At 73.1% G+C, this 23,214-nt stretch carries 16 protein-coding genes and 1 pseudogene; 8 read left to right on the top strand and 9 right to left on the bottom strand.

The window, feature by feature from the left end; all coding sequences use genetic code 11:
- Positions 1-79 precede the first annotated feature (79 nt).
- Positions 80-742: a response regulator transcription factor gene (locus AC3DE3_RS06830; protein WP_488369440.1), complete on the top strand. Its 663-nt coding sequence runs from the start codon at positions 80-82 to the stop codon at positions 740-742.
- A gap of 96 nt (positions 743-838) precedes the next feature.
- On the opposite strand, the gene AC3DE3_RS06825 is transcribed toward AC3DE3_RS06830, so the two are convergent.
- Entirely contained in the window at positions 839-2,299 is a 1,461-nt protein-coding gene (locus AC3DE3_RS06825) for an MDR family MFS transporter (RefSeq protein ID WP_488369439.1), read from the bottom strand.
- Positions 2,300-2,384: 85 nt separating this feature from the next.
- Between AC3DE3_RS06825 and AC3DE3_RS06820 the strand changes: the two genes are divergently transcribed.
- Positions 2,385-2,966, top strand: coding sequence for a TetR/AcrR family transcriptional regulator (locus AC3DE3_RS06820; protein WP_488369438.1), 582 nt, complete (start codon positions 2,385-2,387; stop codon positions 2,964-2,966).
- 44 nt (positions 2,967-3,010) lie between these two features.
- On the opposite strand, the gene AC3DE3_RS06815 is transcribed toward AC3DE3_RS06820, so the two are convergent.
- Together AC3DE3_RS06815 and AC3DE3_RS06810 are read right to left on the bottom strand one after the other, a co-directional pair.
- Positions 3,011-4,483: an aldehyde dehydrogenase gene (locus AC3DE3_RS06815; RefSeq protein ID WP_488369437.1), complete on the bottom strand. Its 1,473-nt coding sequence runs from the start codon at positions 4,481-4,483 to the stop codon at positions 3,011-3,013.
- Between the two features lie 77 nt (positions 4,484-4,560).
- Positions 4,561-5,379: a class I SAM-dependent methyltransferase gene (locus AC3DE3_RS06810; RefSeq protein WP_488369436.1), complete on the bottom strand. Its 819-nt coding sequence runs from the start codon at positions 5,377-5,379 to the stop codon at positions 4,561-4,563.
- A 70-nt stretch (positions 5,380-5,449) separates the two neighbouring features.
- On the opposite strand from AC3DE3_RS06810, the gene AC3DE3_RS06805 reads away from it, so the two are divergent.
- Entirely contained in the window at positions 5,450-6,697 is a 1,248-nt protein-coding gene (locus AC3DE3_RS06805; RefSeq protein WP_488369435.1) for a glycosyltransferase family 4 protein, read from the top strand.
- Here the strand turns inward: AC3DE3_RS06805 and AC3DE3_RS06800 are convergent.
- On the bottom strand, positions 6,666-8,651 hold the full coding sequence (locus tag AC3DE3_RS06800) for an MmpA family trehalose lipid delivery protein (protein ID WP_488369434.1): 1,986 nt from the start codon (positions 8,649-8,651) through the stop codon (positions 6,666-6,668). The two genes, AC3DE3_RS06805 and AC3DE3_RS06800, sit on opposite strands and share 32 nt — an antisense overlap.
- 106 nt (positions 8,652-8,757) lie before the next feature.
- Here AC3DE3_RS06800 and AC3DE3_RS06795 point away from each other — a divergent pair, with 106 nt between their 5' ends.
- Entirely contained in the window at positions 8,758-9,978 is a 1,221-nt protein-coding gene (locus tag AC3DE3_RS06795; RefSeq protein ID WP_488369433.1) for a lipopolysaccharide biosynthesis protein, read from the top strand.
- A 378-nt stretch (positions 9,979-10,356) separates the two neighbouring features.
- Here AC3DE3_RS06795 and pgfA read toward each other — a convergent pair whose 3' ends face one another.
- Positions 10,357-11,658: a cell envelope lipid trafficking protein PgfA gene (gene pgfA / locus AC3DE3_RS06790; RefSeq protein WP_488369432.1), complete on the bottom strand. Its 1,302-nt coding sequence runs from the start codon at positions 11,656-11,658 to the stop codon at positions 10,357-10,359.
- A gap of 103 nt (positions 11,659-11,761) precedes the next feature.
- On the opposite strand from pgfA, the gene AC3DE3_RS06785 reads away from it, so the two are divergent.
- On the top strand, positions 11,762-13,015 hold the full coding sequence (locus AC3DE3_RS06785) for an acyltransferase family protein (protein WP_488369431.1): 1,254 nt from the start codon (positions 11,762-11,764) through the stop codon (positions 13,013-13,015).
- A gap of 935 nt (positions 13,016-13,950) precedes the next feature.
- Here AC3DE3_RS06785 and AC3DE3_RS06780 read toward each other — a convergent pair.
- Positions 13,951-17,406 (bottom strand): annotated as a pseudogene (locus AC3DE3_RS06780) (DUF3367 domain-containing protein); the annotation flags it as partial.
- Between the two features lie 35 nt (positions 17,407-17,441).
- A complete protein-coding gene (locus AC3DE3_RS06775; protein ID WP_396119694.1) occupies positions 17,442-17,630 on the bottom strand; it encodes a DUF2613 domain-containing protein in 189 nt (62 codons plus the stop codon).
- Between the two features lie 149 nt (positions 17,631-17,779).
- Here AC3DE3_RS06775 and AC3DE3_RS06770 point away from each other — a divergent pair, with 149 nt between their 5' ends.
- From AC3DE3_RS06770 to AC3DE3_RS06760, 3 genes are all read left to right on the top strand, one after another.
- Positions 17,780-18,406, top strand: coding sequence for a TetR/AcrR family transcriptional regulator (locus tag AC3DE3_RS06770; protein WP_260489041.1), 627 nt, complete (start codon positions 17,780-17,782; stop codon positions 18,404-18,406).
- Complete coding sequence (locus AC3DE3_RS06765; protein WP_488369430.1) at positions 18,403-20,280, top strand: long-chain-acyl-CoA synthetase; 1,878 nt, start codon at positions 18,403-18,405, stop codon at positions 20,278-20,280. Before AC3DE3_RS06770 ends, AC3DE3_RS06765 begins: the two co-directional genes overlap by 4 nt.
- Before the next feature lie 88 nt (positions 20,281-20,368).
- Positions 20,369-21,400, top strand: coding sequence for an alpha/beta hydrolase (locus tag AC3DE3_RS06760; protein ID WP_260489043.1), 1,032 nt, complete (start codon positions 20,369-20,371; stop codon positions 21,398-21,400).
- On the opposite strand, the gene AC3DE3_RS06755 is transcribed toward AC3DE3_RS06760, so the two are convergent.
- Together AC3DE3_RS06755 and argJ are read right to left on the bottom strand one after the other, a co-directional pair.
- Positions 21,397-21,870 carry a nuclear transport factor 2 family protein gene (locus AC3DE3_RS06755; RefSeq protein ID WP_260489044.1) on the bottom strand — a complete coding sequence of 158 codons (474 nt, stop codon included), beginning with the start codon at positions 21,868-21,870 and terminating at the stop codon, positions 21,397-21,399. The genes AC3DE3_RS06760 and AC3DE3_RS06755 overlap by 4 nt on opposite strands.
- Positions 21,867-23,081 (bottom strand): bifunctional glutamate N-acetyltransferase/amino-acid acetyltransferase ArgJ, encoded by a 1,215-nt coding sequence (argJ, locus tag AC3DE3_RS06750; protein ID WP_488369429.1) that lies wholly within the window; start codon positions 23,079-23,081, stop codon positions 21,867-21,869. Before argJ ends, AC3DE3_RS06755 begins: the two co-directional genes overlap by 4 nt.
- Positions 23,082-23,214: the final 133 nt, after the last annotated feature.

Below are 23,214 nucleotides of genomic sequence, written 5' to 3'. Positions count from 1 at the left end.
GAAAGGGCCAACACGGTCCCGCGCAGCGACCAACTGGTGTCCCCGCGTGGAATACTCCGGGGTCGGAGAAGGAGGATGCATGACGAATGTTCTCGTCGTGGAGGATGATGACCTCATCCGCTCGGTGTTGGTGAAGGCACTCGGCGGCGCGGAGTACACCGCGCTCGAGGCGGTGGACGGGGAGAGCGCCCGGGCGATCCTGTCGACCATCTCCGACATCGACCTGATGCTGCTCGACATCGGACTGCCGGACACGGATGGGCTGACCATCCTCCGCGAGGCCCGTGACCGCGGGTTCGCCGCACCCGTCATCATCCTGACGGCCCGTGACAGCGTCGCGAACACCGTCGAGGGGTTGGACTCCGGCGCCAACGACTACATGGTCAAGCCCTTCCGCGTTCCCGAGCTGCTCGCCCGCATCCGCCTCCGGCTGCGTGAGCACGAGGCGTCCGAGGACCCGGGCATTCTCGAGCACGCAGGGATGCGCCTGGACATCCGCACCCGCCGTGTCGAGGTGGACGGCCGCATCCAGGAGCTGACCAACCGCGAGTACTCGCTGCTGGAGATGCTGCTGCGGAACAAGGGTGAGACCATCAGCCGCGAGCAGCTGCTCGAGAGCGTCTGGGGCATGGACTTCGACCCGGGCTCCAACATCGTCAACGTCTACATCCGTTCGCTGCGCCGCAAGATCGGCGAGAACAAGGTCCAGACCGTCCGCGGCGTCGGCTACCGCGTGGAGTGACCCAGGCCGGTCGGCCCGGCGCCGGCCCGTCCCGCACGAGAAGACCCCCGGTCGCGGCCGGGGGTCTTCTCGTGGCTGGTGGGCCGGCGGGTGTGGTCAGTGGCGCTGCGGGGCGGCCTTGACGAACAGCGAGCAGACGACCGCGACCGTCGCGAGGATCCCGCCCGCGAGGAACGCGGTGCGCGCCCCGCCGAACAGCCCGTCGACCAGTCGCGCCCCGTCGCCGGTCCGCCCCAGGGCGACCGTGCTCATGACGGTGACGAAGATCGTGGTGCCGATCGCGCCGCCGAGTTGCTGGGCCGTGTTGAAGATCGCCGAGCCGTGGCCGTAGAGCTCCCGGGGGACATCGCTCAACGCCGCGGAGAGCAGGCCCGTCATGAGCATGGCGAGGCCCGTGCAGAAGATCGTGTGGTAGGCGACCATCAACCCGAGCGCCGTCTCCGGGTGGATGGTGGTGAACAGCCACTGCCCCAGGGCCAGCAGGAGGGCGCCCGGGATGAGCACCGGCCGCGGGCCGTGGCGGTCGAAGACCCGTCCGAAGACCGGGCCCACAGCGACCTGCACGAGGCCACCGGGCAGCAGCATGAGTCCGATGGTCAGCGCGCTCAGGCCGCTCCCGTTCTGGAGGAGGATCGGCAGGATGACCACCGTGCCGAGCAGGGTGCCCATGGCGATCATGATCATGACGACGCTCAGCGAGAAGGTGCGGTTCCTGAACGGGGCCGGGTCGAGCAGTTCGCCCCCGGTGCGGGCCAGCCCGATCTGCCGGGAGATGAACAGTGCGAGCGCCACGAGACCCACCGCGGCGCTGGCCAGCGGCATCAGGGGCTCGCTGAGCACGTCCCCGAAGATCGAGATCGAATAGACGAGCCCGCCGAACGCGAGGACCGACAGGACCACGGACGGCACGTCGAGGGGCGCCCTGCGCGTGGCGGTGGGGATCTTGATGAAGACGATGCCCAGGACGAGGATGAGCACGGCCAGAGGGGTCATGCCGACGAAGATCCAGTGCCAGGACGCCGTGTTGACGACGATGCCGGAGACGGTGGGGCCGATGGCCGGGCCGACCGCGATCACGATGGAGTTCAGGCCCATGACCGTGCCCCGGTGCTGCAGCGGGACCAGGGTCAGGGTGGTGTTCATGAGCAGCGGCATGAGGATCGCGGTGCCGACGGCCTGCAGGACACGGGCGGCCAGCAGGACGCCGAAGACCGGGGCGACGATCGCGAGCACGGTGCCCACCAGGAAGCTGACCAGAGCGGCGATGAACAGGGCGCGTATCCCGAAGCGCTGGAGCAGGAAGCCGGTGGTGGGGATCACCACGGCCATCGTGAGCAGGAACCCGGTGGTGAGCCACTGTCCGGTCGCGGCGGAGATCCCGTAGTCGGCCATGATCGACGGCAACGCCACCGTCAGGACCGTCTCGTTGAGGATCATCAGGAACGCGCCCAGGGCGAGCGACCCGATGATGCCGGTGAGCTGTCGGCGGGGCAGGGTCGGCGGGGCGGAGGTCGGCGGGGCTGGCGGAGCGGCCTCGCCCTCGGCGATAGTCGTCATCGGCGAATCATGTCACTCACTGACAGAATCGGTAAGCTGAAGGTGACAGAGTGTGACACAACTAATGATCAGGAGGTCGAGCGCCGTGGGAATCCGCGACGATCACCGCGCCCGGATGCTGCGCGACATCCAGCGCGCGGCCCTCGACCTGGTCGAGCAGAACGGGCTGGACTCCACCACGGTCGCCGACATCGCCGCGCGGGTGGGGATCTCCGAGCGAACGGTCTTCCGGTACTACACCTCGAAGGTGCACGCGTTGATGCCCGGGCAACAGGGATTGATCGATGCCTTGGTGGCGGTGGAGAGCGCTCGCTCCGACCCGGCCGGGATCCTCGCCGACCTCCTCGCCGCGAGCCGCGAGGTGTTCGCCTCCGAGGTGGAGAGGCGCGTCTTCCGCAGGGTCTCCCGCCTGCTGATACGGGAACCGGACCTGCTGCAGGTGGTGGCGCAGCAGGAGCGCGCCCTGGTGGAGTCCCTCGGCGCCGCCCTGCAGGAGCGGGGGGCCCTGGGCCACCTGCAGTCGCTCGTCGTGGCCGAGGTCGTGACCATGGCCTGGCGTGTGGCGTGGAAGTCCTTCGCCCGTGAGGAGCTCGAGGGGCGGGAGTGCGACCCGCTGGCCCTGTTCGACGACACGGTGCGCGAACTGGGCGGCCTGTTCGACGGCTGACGGCCCCCACCCTGGAGTGGGGGCCGTCAGCCGGGCGGCGGGGTTCAGCCCTCGGTGGGCTCCCAGCCGAACGGCATGAGGACACTCTGCAGCTCGCAGTAGGCGTCCAGCCCCTCGGGGCCGTTCTCGCGGCCCAGGCCCGAATTCTTGAATCCGCCGAAGGGCGCGCTCGGGTCGAAGGCGTACCAGTTGATGCCCATCGTGCCGGTGCGCACCCGCTGCGCCACGGCGAGCGCGGCGTCGGGGTCGGCGGAGTACACCGCGCCGGCGAGGCCGAACTCGGAGTCGTTGGCGATCTGCACGGCCTCGTCGACCGTGTCGTACGCGATGACCTGCAGGACCGGCCCGAAGATCTCCTCCTGGGCGATCGTCATGGAGTTGTCGACGTCCCGGAACACGGTCGGCTGGACGTAGGCGCCCTCGGCGACCCCCTCGGGCAGGCCCTCGACCTTCCCGCCGCCGTAGGCGATGGTCGCGCCCTCCTCGACACCCTTGCGGATGTAGCCCTCGACGGACTGCTTCTGCTTGTGGTTGGCCAGCGGGCCGAAGGCGGTGCCGTCGTCGGCCGGGTCACCCACGGGCATGGCCTTGACGTTCTCGACCAGCGCATCGACGACCTCGTCGTACTTCGACCGCGGCGCGAGGATGCGGTTCTGCGACACACACGCCTGGCCGGAGTTCATGAGCGCGGAGAACACCATGGTGCCGGCGTGCGCGGCGATGTCCGCGTCCTCGAGCACGATGGCGGCGCTCTTGCCACCCAGCTCCAGCGAGCACCGCTTGAGGCTCTGGGCGGCGATCCCGGCGATGTGCTTGCCCACGCCGGTGGAGCCGGTGAACGAGATCTTGTCGACGTCCACGTGGGAGACGAGGTGGTCGCCCACCGAGCTGGGGCCGGTGACCACGGACAGCACACCCTCGGGCAGCCCGGCCTCACGGAACAGGTCGGCCAGCCACAGCGCGGACAGCGGCGTGGCCGAGGACGGCTTGAGGATCACCGAACTGCCGGACAGCAACGCGGGCGCCAGCTTGGCGGTGTTGAGGTAGAGCGGGACGTTCCACGCCGTGATGGCGGCGACGACGCCGACGGGCTGGCGGGTGACCACGGAGGCGCCGAAGTCGCCGTGGCGCACCTCGGACCACGGGAAGGTCTCGGCCAGGCGGGCGTAGTAGCGCAGCACGCCCAGGGTCGGCGTCACCTGGATCATGGCGGCGGTGCCGGGCGGGGTGCCCATCTCGTCGGAGAGGATCTGGCACACCTCTGCCTGGCGCTCCTCGAGCATGTCGGCCACGCGTGCCAGCAGGGCGCCGCGCTCGGCGGGCGGGGTGGAGCGCCACACGCCGGACTCGAACGAGTCGCGCGCCTGGCTGACCATCTCGTCCAGGTCCTCGGTGGTGGTCTCGGCGACCCGGCCCACGACGGCGTTGGTGGCCGGCGAGGTCACCTCGAGGACGCCGGTGGTGATGGGATCGGTCCAGCGGGTGCCGGAGAAGAGCTTGTCATGGACGACGACCACGGGAGGACCTCCGGGAGGTAGAAAACAAGAACGTGTTCCACCTCACTGTAGTCGAGGGTCCGCCGCGGCGTGGGTGCCTACTCAGCCCGCAACACCAGAACCAGATTGGACACGAGCGCCTCGCGGACGCCGGGCACCCGCACCAGCCACCACGCCCACCGCGGGTGGTAGCGCGGGAACGCCGCCAGCAGCTCGCCCGAGGACGTGCTGCGCGCCCACTCGAGCCCCTCGGCGCACCCCACCTCGAACAGCGATTCCCCGTAGACGTTCTTCGGCGGGCGGCCGTGGCGCCGCTCGTACATCCGCCGTGCCCGCTCGCCGCCGAGGTAGTGGGTCAGCCCCATCTCATGGCCGCCGAAGGGTCCGTACCAGAGCGTGTAGGAGACGACGACGAGGCCGCCCGGTCGCGTGACGCGGCACATCTCCTCGGCCATCGTCCAGGGCTCGGGGACGTGTTCGGCCACATTGGACGAGATGCAGACGTCGACGGCATCCGACCTGATCGGCAGCGACATCCCGCTGCCGCGGATCGAGCCCGCCTGGTCCAGGCCCGCGGCCGACATCTCGCCGACGTCCGGCTCGACCGACACGTACCGCGCCCCCTCGGCGGCGTAGGCATCGGAGAAGTAGCCCGGCCCGCCGCCGACGTCCAGCACCGTGAGCCCCGGCAGCCTGCCGGCGCCCGGCCCGGTGCCCGGCTCGGCCGCCCGGTCCCCGGAGCGCTCCCACAGGTCGGCCACCAGTTCCACCGTGTCGTGGGCCAGGCCGGAGTAGAAGACGTCCGGGTCGGACTGCTCGAGCGGGAACGAGCGCAGCAGTCCGAGCGACCGCCCGAGGGTGGCGCGGCGGGCCACCGAACGCAGTGCGGTCGAGCGGTGGAGCGGGTCGGTGATCACGGCGGTGACGATACCGGCGGCAGCGCTGACCACCCCGTCGGCGGTCCCGCCGCCCGCGTACAGTGTCCGCGTGGCTCGAATCCTGCTGCTGTGCTGGCGCGACAGCACCCATCCCCAGGGCGGCGGCAGCGAACGCTACCTCGAACACGTCGCCGACGGCCTCGCCGACGCCGGGCACACCGTCATCTACCGGACCTCACGCTCGCGGGGTGCGGCCCGCTCCACCACGACCGGGTCCGGGGTGACGTTCAGCCGGGCCGGTGGGCGCTTCACGGTCTACCCGCGCGCCCTGCTGGCCATCCTGTTCGGCAGGGTCGGACTGGGGCCGCTCGGCTCGCTGCGGCGGCCCGACGTCGTCGTCGACACCCAGAACGGCGTCCCCTTCTTCTCCCGCCTGGCGACCACGGCGCCCGTCGTGGTCCTGGTCCACCACATCCACCGCGAGCAGTGGCCGGTCGCCGGGTGGCTCGTCGCGCGGATCGGCTGGTGGATCGAGTCGCGGCTGTCCCCGTGGGTGCACCGGCGCAGCCAGTACGTCACCGTGTCACTGCCGTCCGCCGACGAGCTCGCCGGGCTCGGCGTCGACCCCGCCCGGATCGCGGTGGTGCGCAACGGCCTCGACCCACTGCCGGCCGGCATCGAGCCCGGCGGGCCGGCCACCCGCGTCGGCGGCCCCCGTCTGGTGGTGCTGTCGCGCCTGGTGCCGCACAAGCACGTCGAGGACGCCCTCGACGTCGTCACCACCCTGCGCGCGAGCCGCCCCGACCTGGTGCTGGACGTCATCGGCAGTGGCTGGTGGTCCGACCGCCTCCGTGAGTACGCCGCCGAGCGCGGGCTCCTCGTCCCCGCGCCGGGCTCGGGTGCCGGCACGGGCCCCGGCCCGGACGCGGGTTCGGTCGTGTTCCACGGGCACGTCGACGAGGCCACCAAGCACCGCATCCTCGCCGGCGCCACCGTCCACCTCATGCCCTCGCGCAAGGAGGGCTGGGGCCTGGCCGTGTCCGAGGCCGCGCAGCACGGGGTGCCCACCGTCGGCTACCACCACGCGGCGGGACTACGCGACTCGATCGACGACGGCGAGACCGGCGTCCTCGTGGACGATGTCGCGGCCATGACCCTGGCCACCGACCGCCTGCTCGCCGACCCCGACCTGTGCGGACGCATGGGTGAGGCCGCCCGCCGCAAGGCCGCGGGGATGTCGTGGCCCGCCACCGGATCGGCGATGGTGCAGGTCCTCCGGGCGGTCACCGAGGGCCGGCGCGTGAGCGGTGTGATCAGCCGTGAGGTCACCGGCGACGCCGACCGCGCCCGCGGCTGACCGCCCCGCCGAGCGCGATCGCCCCACCGAGCGCCAGCGTGAGCAGCCACACCGCGTGCGCCGCCAGCACCACCGCGCGGGCCTGGCCCGGGGCGGCGGGCTCGGCGGCCGCCTCCCATCGGGCATCGGCTCCGCCCGGCCCGTTCGGCGGGCTCAGCTCGTGCAGGACGAGTTCGGGACCCGCGAACCTCGTCGTCGTCGGTGCCCACGGCGTCCCGGCCAGCACCCGTTCCGACTCGCCCCGGGGGCCTGCGGAGGTGCGCTCGTCGAGCACCCACCGCACCCCCAGGTCGGCCAGGGCCCGCGGGTCCTCCCCGCGCAGCAGCGCCTCCGCCGCCCGCCGCGCGCGCTCGCCCTCGCCCGGCACCGCCGCGGCATCGTCGCCCGCCGCTCCGCCCACGACCAGGTCGCCGGGCACCAGCACACGGGTGTCGAGCAACCGGGGCGCCGGGTCGAGCACCGCCGCGCCACCGGCCCACAGCGGCGTCGACCGGAACGACCCCGCCGGCAGGACCAGCAGGTCACCGGGCCTCCCTTCGACGATCCGCGCCACCTGCTCCCAGTCCTGCCCGTAGACGACCGGCCGCAGGTGGTCCCGCAGGGCGGTCGGGGCGTCGGGCACGGCGGCGACGGCCACCGCGGTGAGCAGCAGGCCCGCTCCGGCCGGTCGGAGTCGCCCGGCCGGTGCCCGAGTGGCCTGTGCACGGGTGGCCGGGTCCGGGCCGGCCAGCTCGCGGGCGGCGAAGCCCAGCGCCAGCACGGTCGCCGGGAGCGCCAACGCGACGCACTTCTGGGTGTCGCGCAGCAGGCCCGCGCCCGGGACGGCGGAGACGAAGGCGTCTATCACGACCAGGCCCGGCCCCGTCGCGGCGGCCGCCACCAGCAGCCACGTCCCGACCGCCAGGGGCACCGTCGCCCGCACCACCGGGTCGCGGCGCGCCCGCCACAGGCCGGGAGCCGCCAGTGTCCACACCAGGAGCACCAGCACGAGCGCCGCGGCCGTCCACCACGTCGTCCGCGACGGCGGCACCGCCTCCGAGTTCCAGATACCGCCCAGGGCGACGACGGACCCGAGGGTGCCGATGCCGGGCTCGGCGCGGGCGGCGAACGCGCTCACGCCCGTGGCGGCGGTCGGCGCGGTGCCGGTCCCGGCCGGGGCGAGCGCGGTCGCCAACACCCACGGCAGCGCGGTCACCACGGCCATGGCGGCCAACGGCAGCGCCGCCCGGGTGCGTCGGCCCGGCCGCGCGGCGGAACCGGCACCGGCACTAGCACCGCCACCGCCACTGACCAGGGACACCACCGCGGCGACGACCGCGAGGACCCAGCCCGTCGGCGTGAGGCCCGCCGCGGCCAGCGCCGCGCACGCCGCCGCCACCCGGCGCCGGCCGGGAGCCCCACCGAGCGCGCCACCGAGGGCCCGAGACGGGGCCAGCAGCACCGGCATCGACATCACCGCCGCCGCCCCGGCCAGCACCGACCAGTGCCCCTGCAGCAGCCGCTCCACCACGAACGGGTTCCACACCGCCCCCACCACGGCGGGCAGCCGCAGCCAGAGCCCGGGCAGCCCCGCGGCCCCGTCGCCGGGCAGGATCCGGCGCACCAGCGCCCCCGCAGCCACCGCCAGCCAGATGCAGAACACGGCGGTGAGCACGCCGGTCAGCGGCCATACCGGCAACCCCACCGCCTGCAGCCCGCGGGTCGCCCACACCACCGCCACGTCCTGGGGCACCGCCCGCGCCGCCGACTCCCCCAGCCCGAGCGCGGCATCCGACAGCGGCGGCGACGGGGTGGCCACCCAATCCCTGAGCAGCGGGAACCCGGGCCTCGCCAGCCCCGCCAGCAGCAGGGCGGTCACCACCGCACCCACGGCCGCATCGACCGCCGCATCCCGCACGGCGTCCCGGCCCGCGGGTCGCGTGATCTCGCGACGAGAACCGAGAGCCGAGGACATGCGCTCATTCCACCACGCACGGCGTGCGGGCCCGACCGCCGCCGCGCGGCCGGCCCGGCGGCGGCCAGCCACCGGGCCACCGCGGCGGCCCCCTACGATTCCCGGTGTGGACCATCAGGCGCGCGAGGCAGCACCCGGCTCCGCCACCAGGCGCTTCCTGACCGGCGCGGGAGCGGTGACGGCCGGCTCGATGCTGGCCAACATCGCCGCCTACCTGCTGCACCTTCCGGCCTCCCGGTGGCTCGGCCCCGAGGGGTACGGCGCGTTCGCCGCCTTGCTGTCCGCGCAACTCCTGGTGGCCGTGCCGTCGCTGGCGCTGCAGGCGGTCGTCGCCCGCGAACACGTCCGCGGGGTTCCGCACGACGTGCTGCGGACGCTCGGCAGGCGCGTCGCGCTCCTGGTCGCGGTGGTCGCCGCGCTGGCGGTCGTCCCGGTGTCGCTGCTGCTGGACACCCCCCTCCCGGCCACCGCCGCCGCGCTGGCCCCAGGCCCGGTGCTCTGTCTGCTCACCACCGAGCAGGGCCTGCTGCAGGGCGCCGAGCGGTTCCGCGCCCTCGGTGGAGTGCTCGCCCTGGCCGGCGCCGGCAAGGTGGTGCCCGCCGTCGCGGTCCTCGCCGCGGGCGGGGGCGTGGGGCTCGCGCTCGCGGCCGGGGCCGTCGGCGTGACGGTGGCCTGGGTGGTGGCGACGTGGATCTCGACACGCGGGTCCGAGGCGCGGCGACCGCCGACCGGGACCTCGTCGACCTCACCCGGCGTCGCGGCCGTACTCGCGGCCGGCCAGGTGCAGCTCGTGATGATGGCCTTGACCTCCGTCGACCTGCTCCTCGCACGCGCGCTGCTGTCCCCCGAGGACGCCGGCCGCTACGCGCTCGGGGCGGTCGCCGCCAAGGCCGCGTTCTGGCTGCCCCAGGCCGTGGGCACAGTGCTCTATCCGCGGATGGCCGATCCGGCGGGGCACCGGGGCGCGGTCCGTTCCGCGGTGGGCGTCCTGCTGGGCATCGGTACCGTCGTGGTGATCGGTGCCGCCGCGGCCGCCCCGCTCGTGCCGGTGGTCGTCGGCGAGGACTACCGGCCCGTGGCCGGCCTGCTGTGGGCGTTCGCCGCCCTGGGCGTGACGCTGAGCGTGCTGCAGGCGTTCCTGCTGGCGAGCATCGCCTCCGACCGGACGGTGGAGGCCGCGATCGCCTGGTGCGGTCTGGTGCTCACCGCCGTCGCGGTGTGGTTCGCGCCCCGCGACGTCGAGGGCGTCCTGGGCGCGACGCTCGTCGCGGTCGCCCTCACCACGGTCGCCGCCGGCTGGCGGGCGCTCCGCGTCCGCCCCGCCTGAGGCGAGGGCGCCGAGCGGGCCGCGCCCTCGAGCCGAGCCACGTCGCCTGTCCGTTGGCGACTCACCTACGGGATCCGCTAGGTGGCGCGTGATCCGATAGGCGAAGCGGCCGGCGGAGCGGGATCGTCGAGGCCGCCCTCGGGTTCGCAGCGCCCGATCCGAGGGACAGATCGCGGGAGCCGGGCGGCTGGTGTCCCCGACGGTCGCGCGGCGGTCGCGGTCGGCTGTGCGGCGGCTGCGCGGCGGTCGCGGGTCCGTCACCCAACGAGAAGAGCGTTCCGCACACTCCCACTCGGGTGTCGTGTGCGGAACGCTCTTGGCGATGCTCCGGGTGCGGCCCCCGCCCCGGTCAGGCGGGCGGCCGCGGGGTCGGACAGGTCAGGCGCGGGTCCGGGTGGTCCGTCCGCCGGTGCGACCGCCGCCGCGCAGGCCCAGCACGAGGCCACCGATCAGCGACAGCAGACCGAGGATGCCCAGCACGGCCGGGACGACGCGGCCGAAGGTGTTGAGCGTGTCGGCGCTCTCCTGCGCACCGGCGAGGGTGTTGTCCTGGGTCTCCTCGTTCCAACCGGACTGGAAGCGGACGGCCGTGCGGGTGGGCTCGGACTTCTCCTCCTCCATGCGGGCCTTGTCGTTGAAGAAGGTTTCGGCCTCGTCCTGGTCCTCGGCGAAGAACTGGTAGATGTCCTCCTTGCCGTTGATGATCTGGCCGGTGGCCGGGTTCACGTACACCGTGCGGGTGTTGGTGTAGAAGCGGCGCATGTCGACCTCGCGCTCCGGGTCACCCTCGAGGCCCCACTGGCCGGCCGTCATGCCCTCGCGGCGGTAGCTGGCCAGGACCGACTCCACGGCCGGGTCGTAGCCGTCGGAGATCGAGGCGAAGTGGTCGCGGATCGAGGACCACATGTCGATCGGGCCGAGCTCCTGCGTGAACTCGTAGGCCTCGATCCCACCGACACTCGTCTCCCCGACGAACTCGATCGGGTTGGTGGTGAAGGTGCTGGCGTCGAAGTAGTCGTACGCGCGCTGCTCGGTGTCGAACGGGAACTTGTACTGCAGCCCGTTGCGGGCGAAGCCCGCGGGAGCGGCGTCGTCGCCACCGCCGGCCACGACCTGCAGGGTGCTGGTGGCCTCGTCGACCGGCATGGCCGACACGCGGTCGACGGTCACACGGTCGACGGTGGCGTTGATCAGGGCCTCGACGTCCTCGCCGCCCGCGATGTCCTCGCGCAGCAGCGACTGGGCGGCCTGCAGGGTGATGACGTCGGAGTCCGACGGCTCGACGGCCATGACACGACGCTGCGAGTACAGCGGGATGTCGTTGTCGATGAAGCACGAGACCGGAAACGCCTGCTCGGTCTCCGCCTCGGCGGCCTCACCCTCGGGCGCGTCGCCCTCGGCCTCGCCGCCGGCGGCGGCCCCGCCCTCGGGACGGCACTCCGGCCGGTCTGAGTTGAGATCCGTGGGGGTGTTGCCCGCCAGCGCCTTGCCCACGAGGACCGCCCCCGGCGCGACCTCGGTGACCGTCGTGGAGTTGATGTCCAACGGCGTCTTCTTCTGGCCGGGCACCACGAAGAACACGAGTGCCAGTGCGATAGTGATCAAGAATGCGCCGAGCCCGACGAGGACCAGTGCGGGCACTGAGGACCTCCGTCCCGCGGAACTGCTCTGTCGTGCCATCGGTTGTCCTCCTGGAGTCGCGCCCTCGGTCCGTGGGTTACGCCCGGGTAACTTCCCGGGTCGCCTGCCATACCGGACCATCATCAGGAGAAGATTAACAGTGATGAAGAACGCATTCGGCACCCCCGACCAACGAGTCGGAACTCTCCCTTCCGCGACGGGCTTCGTCCCGGCGCTCGAGGGGCTCCGCGCCGTGGCCGCGTTCGCTGTTCTCACAACACATGTCGCGTTCCAGACGGGGGCCTCGACGGGATCGTTCCTCAACCGGGTCTGGGGTCGGTTCGACCTGTCCGTGGCCGTATTCTTCGCCCTGTCGGGATTCCTCCTGTGGCGCGCGCACGCCCTGCACGCCCGTCGGGCAACCCCGGGTACGGCGCGGTCCGCCCGTGTCTATCTGCGCTCCCGCCTCGTCCGGATCATGCCTGCCTATCTGGTCCTGGTGGCCGCCGTCTTCCTGCTGATCCCCCAGAACGCCCGCAGCTCGGCCAGCACATGGACGTCCAACCTGACGCTCACGCAGGTGTTCGTGCCGGATTCCCTGGTGGAGGGGCTCACGCACGCGTGGTCGTTGTCCGTGGAGATGAGCTTCTATCTGGTGCTGCCCCTGCTGTGGTGGGCCCTCGCCCGGTTACGCGGTCGGGCGGCGCGGTGGCGCATCCCGGTGATCGCGGGGGTGGGGGTGGCGAGTCTCGCGTGGGCGCTCGTTCCGTGGTACGACCTCGGCCTGCACGAGCGGATCAACGACCAGATCCTGCCGCCGGCGTTCGCGTCGTGGTTCGCGGCGGGGATGATCCTGGCCGAACTCGCCTGCGCCCCACCCGGCCGCGCGGCGGCACTGGCCCGTCACCGGCATGCGCGGTGGGGGTGGTGGGCGGTCGCGGCCACCGCGTTCCTCGTGAGCACGGCGCCGCAGTGGTTCGCCGAGGGCTTCGTCCACCCGGCGGGCCCGGAGTTCGCGGCCCGCACCGCGCTGGGCGCGGTGGTCGCGTTCTGCCTGCTCGCCCCGGTCGCACTGGCCCCCACGGTCCCGGACGACGGCGGCCCGCACTTCGCGGTCCTGGGCTCGACCCTGTTCACCACGCTGGGCCGGTGGTCGTACGGCGTGTTCCTGTGGCATGTGCTGGTGCTGCATTTCGCGTTCCAGATCGCCGCGGTGCCCATGTTCTCCGGACAGATGCTGCGGGTCTGGGTGGTCACCGCGGTGGTCTCGACGGTGGTCGCGGCCGCCGGTTACGCGCTGGTGGAGGTCCCTGCCGGGCGCTGGCTGGCACCTCGACGCGCACCGCGCGGGCGGCCCGCGGACGGCCAGCTCGCGGCCAACCCGGCGCACACGAGTCCGGCCACCGTCGCGACCTGAGGACCCCACCCGTCCCCGGCGTAGCCGAGTGGATCCGGCCAGGGCGCGCGGGCCAGCAGCGCGGCACCGGCGACGATCCCCACCCCGGAGCCGACGACCAGCAGGGTCCGCGCGTTCCCCGCCCCCAGATGGCGGCTGGCCACCAGGGCGCCGACGGTCAGCCCGGCGGTGAGCCCGAGCCCGACCGGTCCGGCCACCGCGAATCCGACCCCGGCGGTCGCGGCGATCGTCAGCAGTCCGCGGCCCCGCCACGACGTCGCTCGGGTCCCGGCCCTGTCGCGGCTGCCGCGCACGAGGAACAGCAGCAGGACCAGCAGCAGCGCGAGCGGTCCGGTGAGCAGCGCCCAGCGGTAGGGAGCGTCGAGGGGCACGGTGAGCACGAGGGTCGCCCCTGTGGTGGTGGCGGGCAGGACCCACCCCTGTTTCCACCCGTCGACGGTCACCGGGCGCGGGTCGGCCAGCTCGGAGCCGTCGTCGGCGACGAGCCGGGCCCGCCACGCGGGGGTGACGGATTCGGGGATCACCAGGACCCGTTCGCGCGGCGCGGACGGCACGCGGAGTTCGCGCCGCGAGTCGTCCCACAGCGCGGTGGTGACGGCCCGGGTGGGTTGCGGGGCACCGCCGAGGATGGGCGCGGGGCCGCCGCGGGTGCCGCCCGTGCCGGTTCCGGCCGCGGGGTCGACGACGACGAGGCCCACCGTGTCCACGGAGAACGCCTCACCCGGGTCCACCGAGACCTCCTGCGGTCCCGCGGGCAGCGGGACCGAGGAGTCGTCGCAGGGTTCGGCCGTCACCGCGCGACCCTCGAGCAGTGCGCGGCGGGTGGCGGTGATCCGCGTGCCGACGACCCGGTCTCCGATGTGCACCCGCGGCCCGTCCCGGCAGGTCAGCGTGACGGGGTCGTCGTCGGCGGCGGGCAGCGCGCCGATCCGGGCGCCCGTCGGGTCCTGCACCCACACCTCGGCGATTCCGGTGGGCAGCTGTGCGCCGGCGGGGCCGCGCACGTCCCGGGTGTCGTCGACGCGGACGGTGATCCGGTCGGTGTGGTCGGCGGGGACGTCGACGACGACGGAACCGTCCGCCTCCGGGGTGAGCGTGGACAGGTCGACCCGGGTGCGCTGGACGCCGGTGTCGATGGTGATGAGCTCGGGCGCGGCCGGGGTCTCGGAGCGGGGCGCCCAGAGGCGGAGCGAGCCGACGAGCTGGCGACCGGGCAGGCCCAGTGCGAGCGACGGCGCGGGCACGTCCGGTGCGTGCCAGCTGGTGGAGCGGTCACCGTCGACGGCGGCGGACGGCCTGCCCGCGGGGTCGGTCACGAGTGACTCGCCCGTGGCGCGGACCTGTCGGGCGCGGGAGGCCGGGTCGCCGCGCAGCACGTCGTCCAGGGCGGCCCCGGGGCGCGGGCGGACGAGCAGTTGCGGGACCACGGCGGTGGCGGTGGGGACGTCGAGCAGGCGGGCGAACCGGCGCGGCTCCTCGGGGTCGATCGCCAACTCGGGGGCGCAGCGGGCGGCGCCGGTCGCCTCCTCGGCCCCGGCCAGTCCCTCGACCGGGCGGCCACCGTGGACGCAGTCCGAGCGGCCGGACAGTTCCTGGCGCAGCAACCATCCCGACGGGGGCCGCGAGTCCTCGGGCCGGTCCGGCAGGGCGATGGTCCGCAACAGCGGGAGGTCCTGCCCGCCCGCGGTCAGCCCGATCTCGGAGACCTCGAAGTAGGTGCCGCGACCGCCGTCCGCGAAACCCGTCACCGTCACCCGGACCCGCTGCGTGGCGCCGGGCGGCAGCGGCACGGTGGTCTCCTCGCCCACCGACGGGAACACCGTGGTGGTGCCGGTGTCGGTGCGCACCTGCAGGGTGCTGACCTGCGGGCCGGCGACCGGGGTCGGGATGGTCAGCGTGAGCACGCCGCGGTCGACGGGTTCGGGGATCTCTATCTCCATCCATTCGCCGAACGCCGACCCGTACCCGCCGGAACGCCAGGCGGTCCCGGGATCACCGTCGACGGCGGCCGCGACGGAGTTCGACGGCCGCACCGGCCCGGTCTGGGCCGAGTCGGAGGCCGAGGACGACACCGCCACCCGGGCATCCCACCACCGGGCCCGGGTCAGGGGCGGATCGTCCGGCGCGACCGTGGCCGCGTAGTCGGGGACCGTCCCGCGGCTGCGCCGGGGGTCGCCGTCGGCGCGGACGGCGGACGAGTTGTGATCGAGGCGCCCGAAGTCGGTCTCGCGGTCGGTCGGCGAGTCGGTGAGAACCGGGGCGGTGGAGTTCAGCGGCCGAGGACGCGGGAACGGGTCGGAGGCCGGGTCGACCCCGGCCGCGAGGGCGTCGGCCTCGAGCAGGCGCGTGACCCGGGACGGCGAGCCGATCGAGTCCTGCGCCGCCAGCAGATCGTCCAGCCGGGACAGCGCCTCGGGCCCGCCCGCGACGACCGGCAGGTCGCGGACCTCCACCGTGTAGGGGGCCGTGGCCGACCGCGCCGGTCCGGGCGGCGTCGCGTCCGATCCCAGTCGGGAGTCGACCCGGTAGATCTCGATCGCCGGATAGGCCGGCCGCAGCCCGGAATCGGGGACCACGACCACCTCGTCGTCGTCGTCGTCCTCACTCCCGCCGTCTCCGTCCCCGACCCGGGATCCCCCGACGGGGTCGCCGAACTCGGCGACCTTCACCAGCCCCGGCGAGCCGTCGATCGCCTGGTGCACCAACGCCGGGCGCGGCGCCGCGGAGTCCTCCGACAGGTCGTTGCGCACCACCAGGAACCCCACGCCCAGCGACGCCAACGTCGCGGCCATCCCCGGCGCGGCGCGACCGTCCGCCAGCCGGCGCTGCACGGCGTCGAGGGCACGGATCGCGGGGGCCGGCTGCAGCGGCACGGAGTCGCGGACCGCCCAGGGTGTCCCGGCCAGCGGCTGCAGGGGTTCGTCGCGGGTGACACCCCACACCTGACGGCCGAACGACGCCCCGGGGACCACGAGCGCGCGGGTGGTGGCGGCCGGATCGTGGTCCCCGTCCGCGCCGGGCCGGTCCACCGGCGCGTTCTCCGACAGCCACGCGGCAGCGGCGGGCCAGTGGTCGGGCAGCGCCTCGTGGGCCCCGACCGGCGCGAGCCGCCCCAGCCACGCCGGGGCGAGAGACACGCCCGCCGCCAGCACGACGACCATCGCCACGGCCACGGGCCGGTGACGCTCGGGGTGCGACACCGCGTCGACGACCCGGGCCCGGGCGGGGCGGTCGCCGACGAGCCCCGCGAGCAGACGGGACAGCAGGTGGGCGACGCCCAGTACCAGCGGCAACCGCAGCAGCGGCTCGAACTTGTGGACGTTGCGCAGCGCGGCACCCGGGCCGTCGAGGAAGGCGCGCAGCGTCTCGGCGAGGCCGCCGCCGGCCGGTCCGACCCACGGTGCCGCCATCGCCACCAGCCCGACGGCCGCGATCACCAGCAGCCGACCGCGCGCGGGCATCCCGCGCCACAGCAGCCCCACGACCCCGGCTGCCGCGAGCGCCCCGGTCGCCAGGACGAACACCGGCTCGCTCGTGAGGTCCGCCCCGGCGGTCCGGTCGGTCGAGACGAACGGCACCCACGTCGCGGCGCCGCGCAGCACCTCGGTCACCGAGGACCAGCGGGTGGTGACCTCGGCGGACTCGATGTGGTCGAGGAACGGCGGCGAGACCCGGCCGAGCAGCACCAACGGCACCGCCCACCACACGCACACCGCCACGGACAGCGGCATCCACCACACGGCCAGCCGACCCCACGTGCGATTCGGACGGTGCAGGGCCCACCACAGGATCGCGGGCAGGCAGGCGGCGGCGGTGGCGACGGCGTTGACGGCGCCCATGAGCGCCAACGCGAGCGCGGCACCGGCCCCGCCCCGCCGCGGCGACATCCGCCCCTGCAGGACCCGGATGACCGGCAGCAGCACCCAGGGGGCGAGGGCGACAGGCCAGATCTCCGACGAGATCGACCCGAGATCGCCGAGCATGCGCGGCGCGAGAGCGTAGAGGACTCCCGCCACGACCCGGGTCTGGCGGGTGCCGACGCGCAGGGCGGCGGCCACGCGGACCACGCCGGTGAAGGCGACGGTGAGCACGACGGCCCACCACAGGCGTTGAGTCAGCCAGGCGGGCATCCCGACCAGGTCGAACAGTGCGAAGAAGGGCCCCTGGGGGAACAGATAGCCGTACGCCTGGTTCTGGACCTGGCCGCCGAAGGACAGCCCGGTCCAGAGGTGAGTGGCCTGGGCGAGGAAGCGCCCGGGGTCCACGACGAGGTCGTACTTGGTGTCCGGGACGACCAGGCCCGGGGCCTGGAGGCAGGCCAGCAGGAGGAAGGTAAGGAACGCGACGACCGCGTCACGCGCGCCGGCGCCGAGACGGACCCCGCTGATCACCTACGCCGGTGTGAGGGCTCGACGGCGGCGCGGGGTCAGCGCGCGCCGTATTCGACCTGGCCGAGCAGGGCCTGGTCGGCGGGCGGCTGCGCCACCTCGGGGATGGAGTTCTCGGCCATGGCGGAGCTGACTCCGAAGGCGACGATGCCGCCGAGGACAATTCCGCCGACTGCGCTGGCGAGCGCTCCGGTACCGAAGCTCATCGGGTTCTCCCTGCGGTTCACGTGACAGTGTCTTCCGGTGGTGCCGTGGAGCACACCGACGCCGGAAGAGTAGCACCCAGCTCACGTCAGATCGGTGGAGCGGCTCCCATAAGTCCTTACCGGCGGGTAAGTTGGTTGCATTCGACACCGCGCCCGCCGGGAGGAGACCTGTGACCACGGGGACCAAACGCATCCCACGCGCGATCCGCGAGCAACAGATGCTCGATTCCGCGATCAGCGTGTTCTCCGATCTCGGCTACCGGTCGGCCTCGATGGACACCATCGCCCGTCACGCGAGCATCTCCAAGCCGATGCTGTACCTCTACTACGGCTCCAAGGAGGAGTTGTTCGCCGCGTGCGTGGTCCGCGAGTCCGGCCGGCTCATCGACCACCTCACCACCGCCGCGACCGGCAGCGCCGGCCCGCGGGGGCGACTCCAGGGAGTCGTCGAGGCGTTCCTGGAGTTCGTCGATGAGCACACGGACTCGTGGAACGTCGTCTACCGTCAGGCCTTCGCGGAACCCCAGTTCCGGGAGGAGGTCGAGAAGACCCGGTCGGTCCTGGTGGACCTGACCACCGACCTGCTCGAGCAGAACTCGGTCGACCAGCGCAGTCGCGAGGTGCTCGAGGTGGTCGCCACCGCCCTCGTCGGGGCGGGCGAGGCCGTCGCGGACCGCGTCGCGCACCGCTCGATCCCCCGATCGGTGGCCGCCGGGGTCGTCGTCGAGCTCGCCTGGCGTGGCCTCGCGGGCGATCCAGCGAAGTCACTCACCACCGCCACAGAGGAGAAGCCGTGACCGACTCGTCCACTGCCACCGCCCGCCGGTCCGAGGCCGCCCGGACCCTCAGCCCGGTCGATCTCGCCAAGGGTCTGCCCTCCCTCACCGCCGACCTGCCGTCGGTCCTCAACGGGTTGCGCATCGTGCGTACGTCCCGCAGCAGCCACAAGGTGTCGATCGGCCGGCGCTTCCAGAAGCTCGCGGCGGCCCGGCCCGACGCACCGTTCCTCAAGTTCCTCGGCTCCGAGGTCTCCTACGGTGAGGCCAACCGGCGGGCGAACCGCTTCGCCGAGGTTCTCAGGGCGCGCGGGGTCGAGCGGGGTGACACCGTCGGCATCTGCATGGTCAACCGCACCGAGGTCCTGCTCGCGATCCTGGGCGCGGTCAAGGTCGGCGCGTCGGTGGGCCTGCTCAACCACCAGCAGCGCGGGGAGGTCCTCGACCACTCGCAGAAGATCCTCGGATCCAAGCTCGTCCTGGTCGGCGCCGAGTGCGCGGAGGCGGTCCAGTCCGTGCCCCGCGAGAACTGGATCGGGGAGCTCGTCGCCGTCAGCTCCCAGGTCGACCTGCCCTACCGCGAGTTCACCGCCGGGCACCGTCCGGAGGAACTGTCCGACCTGACGTGGCTGGAGGACGAGCTCGAGGCGCTGGGCGACGACGTGGGTGAGGTCAACCCGCCGGAGGCCGACGAGACCGTGGGCGAGGAGACGGCGTACTACGTCTTCACGTCGGGGACGACGGGCCTGCCCAAGGCCTCGACGATGTCCCACTACCGCTGGAACAAGGCGATGGCCGGGTTCGGCCTGTCGGGTGTGCGGCTGAAGAAGGACGACGTCCTGCTCTGCCCGCTGCCGATGTACCACAACAACGCGCTCACCGTGGCCCTCGGCTGCGTCCTCGCCTCCGGGGCGTGCCTGGCGATCGAGGAGCATTTCTCCGCGACCAAGTTCTGGGACCAGGCCCGCGCGGCCGGGGCCACGGCCGCGATCTACATCGGCGAGATCTGCCGGTACCTGCTCAACCAGGACCCCGGCCCGGGCGATCGTGACCACTCCGTCCGCGTGATGACCGGCAACGGCCTGCGGCCCGAGATCTGGGACGAATTCCAGGAGCGGTTCGGGGTGGGCCGGATCTGTGAGTTCTACGCGGCCAGCGAGTGCAACATCGCCTTCGTCAACGCCTTCAACGTTCCCCGGACCACCGGTTACTGCCCGATGGACTTCGCGATCGTCGACTACGACCCCGAGACGGGCGAGCCCCGCCGCGGTGACGACGGCCGGCTGACCCGGGTGGGCAAGGGGAAGACCGGCCTGCTGATCAGCGGCATCTCCGACTCGCAGCCCTTCGACGGATACACCGACAAGGAGGCCACGGAGAAGAAGATCGTCCGCGACGCCTTCAGCGACGGCGACGCGTGGTTCGTCTCCGGTGACCTCATGCTCAACCAGGGGCTCAAGCACGCGTCCTTCGTCGACCGTCTGGGGGACACCTTCCGCTGGAAGGGCGAGAACGTCGCCACCACGGAGGTCGAGGCCGCGGTCAGTTCCCGCCCCGAGGTGGACCAGGCCGTGGTCTACGGCGTGGCCGTGCCCGACGCCGACGGCAAGGCGGGCATGGCGGCGGTGCGCCTGCACGACAAGTCCGACTTCGACGGCGCGGCACTGGCCGAGCACCTACGGGCATCGCTGCCCTCGTACGCGGTACCCCTGTTCATCCGGCTGTCCAAGGAGCTCGAGCACACCTCGACCTACAAGAGCCGCAAGACCGAACTCCGCGAGCAGGCCTTCGACACCTCGAAGTTCGACGACCCGCTCTACGTGTTGTCCAAGGAGAAGGGGTACGTCCCGTTCTACGATGGCGCGGAGAACGACGTCGTCGCCGGCACGGCCTGAGGTCCACTGCCCTGAGGTCCATGGTTTGAGGTCCACTGCCTGAACCCCGGGCCGGCCGGCTCCCCCGACCAGGAGGTCCCGCCGCCGCATGCCCAGCCCCCGATCGTCCGGCCGCCGCTCGCCCGGTCGCCGCGCCCGGCCCGATCTGTCCCGCCGCTCCCTGCTGGTCGGCTTGTCCGCGGTTCTCGGCGGGGCGGCGGGGTGGGCGTTGACCTCGGTGATCGCCGGGGATGACGACGACGAGGAGTTCGCCTCCGGCCAGGGTTCGGACTCGGTGGCACCGCGCCCGTACGTTGCGCCGGAGGGCGCCGTCCGGGTGCGGGAGCCCCGTCGCTTCTACTACACCGATCCGGGCGACACCGACGGCCAGACGTTCGGCGACCTGTACCTGCCCGATTCGGCCAACCCGGCGCTGCCGGTGGTGGTGCTCATCCACGGCGGAGGTTGGCGGGACTCGCTCGGCCTGGCGTACATGGAGAACCATGCGCGCGACCTGGCGTCCTTCGACGTGGCTGTGTGGAACGTCGAGTACCGCCGGGTGGACTCCGGTGGCGGCTGGCCCACCACCGTGGCGGACGTCTGCGACGCGGTGGACCACCTCGTCGAGGTCTCCGCCCGGGTCGACGACCGGCTCGACCTGCGTCGCGTGGTGGTGGCCGGGCATTCCTCCGGCGGCCATCTCGCGCTGTGGGTCGCAGGGCGGGCCCGGCTGCCGTCCTCGCTTCCGGGGTCGCGACCCGCGGTGCCCGTCTCCGGCTGCGTCTCCCTGGCCGGGGTGGCGGACCTCCTCGCGGCCGAGCGCGCCGGCGACCGCTACGTCCACGAACTCCTCGGCGGCCGGCCGGACGATCGCCGCCAGCGCTACGTTGACGCCTCGCCGACGACCCACCTGCCCACGGGCCTGCCGGTGGTGTGCGTCCACGGCCGCGACGACAAGGTCGTGCCCCCCGAGCAGTCGGAGGCGTACGTTCGGGCGGCCCGCCGCGCCGGGGACCCGGCCCGCGTCTCGCTCGTGCCGGGCGGCCACGACCCGTGGGGCGACATCACCGGCACCGTGTGGCACGACACCCGCGACACCCTGCTCTCCATGGCGCGCCGCAGTCCCAACCCGGCGGGCTAGTTCCAGCCGGTGTCCACCCGGATCCGTTCGAGCCTCCGGTACGCGATCAGCCAGCGCCCGTCCACCCGGCGGTAGCGCTCGTGGTAGTGCCCCCAGCCGTGGAGCCAGCGCTCGCGGCCGTCGACCGACCACCACAGCCGGTCCTCCATCGCCCAGACGCCGGTGGCCGTGGCCTCGCCGGTGGTCGGGTCCGGGCCCGTCAGCTCCAGCAGCGGGGTGTGCCCGTGGTGGACGCTCGTCACCGGGTTCGGCCCGTCGAGGGTGTCGCGGATCGCGGCGGTGAGCGCCTCGCGACCGCGCACCTGCGCGGCACCGCCGCTCGCGGCCCAGGATTCGCTGACCACGTCCTCGGTGTGGCACGGACCGTAGCCGTCCCACTGCTTGGTGTCCATGACGTACAGGCGGCGGGCGAAGACGGCCCGGATCGCCTCGAGGTCTGCGGCGGTGCCAGCCGACCCGACCCCGCTCACGTCGTGTAGTCGGCGTTGATCGAGATGTACTCGCGGGTGAGGTCGCAGCCGTAGACCGTGCAGCTCCCGTCGGCGGCGCCACCCTCCACTCCCAGGTCGACCGCGATGGTGACCTCCTCGGCCCGCATGATCTCGGTGAGCCGTTCGAGCTCGGCCTCGCCCGGGAACGCGGGATACGTCTCGAGGTCGCCGAACACGATCCGCACCCGCTCGGGGTCGATGTCCGTCTCGTCGTGACACTTGCCGATCGCCATCGCCACCCGGCCCCAGTTGGGGTCGGCGCCGTGCACCGCGGTCTTGACCAGTGGGGAGTTGAGGATCGCCTTGGCGACCCGCTTGGCCTGCGCGCGGTCACGCGCGCCGGTCACCTCGACGGTCAGGAGTTTGGTGGCGCCCTCGCCGTCGCGCGCCAGCTGGCGGGTCAGGTCCAGGCAGATCGCCGCGAACGCCTCGCGCAGTTCGTCCTCCCCGACCGGGTCACCCGACCCGCTCGCCAACGCGATCGCGGTGTCGGAGGTCGAGGTGTCCGTATCGACGGACAAGCAGTTGAAGGTCTCGTCCACCGCGGCCCTGAACGCGGCGTCCAGCACACCCGGCTCCACTGCGGCATCGGTGAACAGCACCGCGATCATCGTCGCCATGTCCGGTTCGATCATCCCGACGCCCTTGGCGATGCCCACGATCTCAGCCGTGCCGCCCGTCGTCGTCGTCATCTCCACCCGCGCGGTCTTGGGGTGGGTGTCCGTGGTCATCATCGCGCCGGCCAGGGCGACGGCGTCGGCATCGAACTCGGCGTCGGCCAACCCGTCGAGGTGCGTGCGCAGCAGGTCCATCGGGTAGCGCCGTCCGATGACCCCGGTGGAGGCGATGAGCATCTCCTCCGGCTCGGCGCCCACCGCGCCGGCCGCGTGCTCGAGCACCTCGCGCGCGTCGGCCATGCCCTGCTCACCGGTCGCGACGTTGGCGTTCTTGGCCACCACCACGACGCCGCGCGCCCGACCGCTCTGTGCGTTGGCGCGGCTGAGCACGACCGACGGGCCGGCGAAGAGGGACCGGGTGAACACCGCGGACGACGCCGGGGAGGGGCCGTCGTTGACGACGACGAAGACGTCATCCCCGCGCTCGCGCAGTCCGGCGGCACCCGCGTGGGCGCGGAAGCCCTGCGGGAGCGGGATCGTCTGGGCGGTGTCGGTGGCGTTCGGCGGCGTCATGGCCACCATTCTCCCCCGTACCCGCCCGCGGTGGGACCCGGGCGTCCGATGGCCCGTCGAACGCGTCCCCGCTCCCCGAGTTTTTTCGCGAATGTGACTCCCCTAACAAAAGAAAGTTCGAGAGGCTCATTAT

The organism is Dietzia sp. IBK-p2-16D (assembly GCF_057773085.1).
Note: the sequence above shows the minus strand (reverse complement) of the source record. Positions and strands in the feature narration are given on the sequence as shown.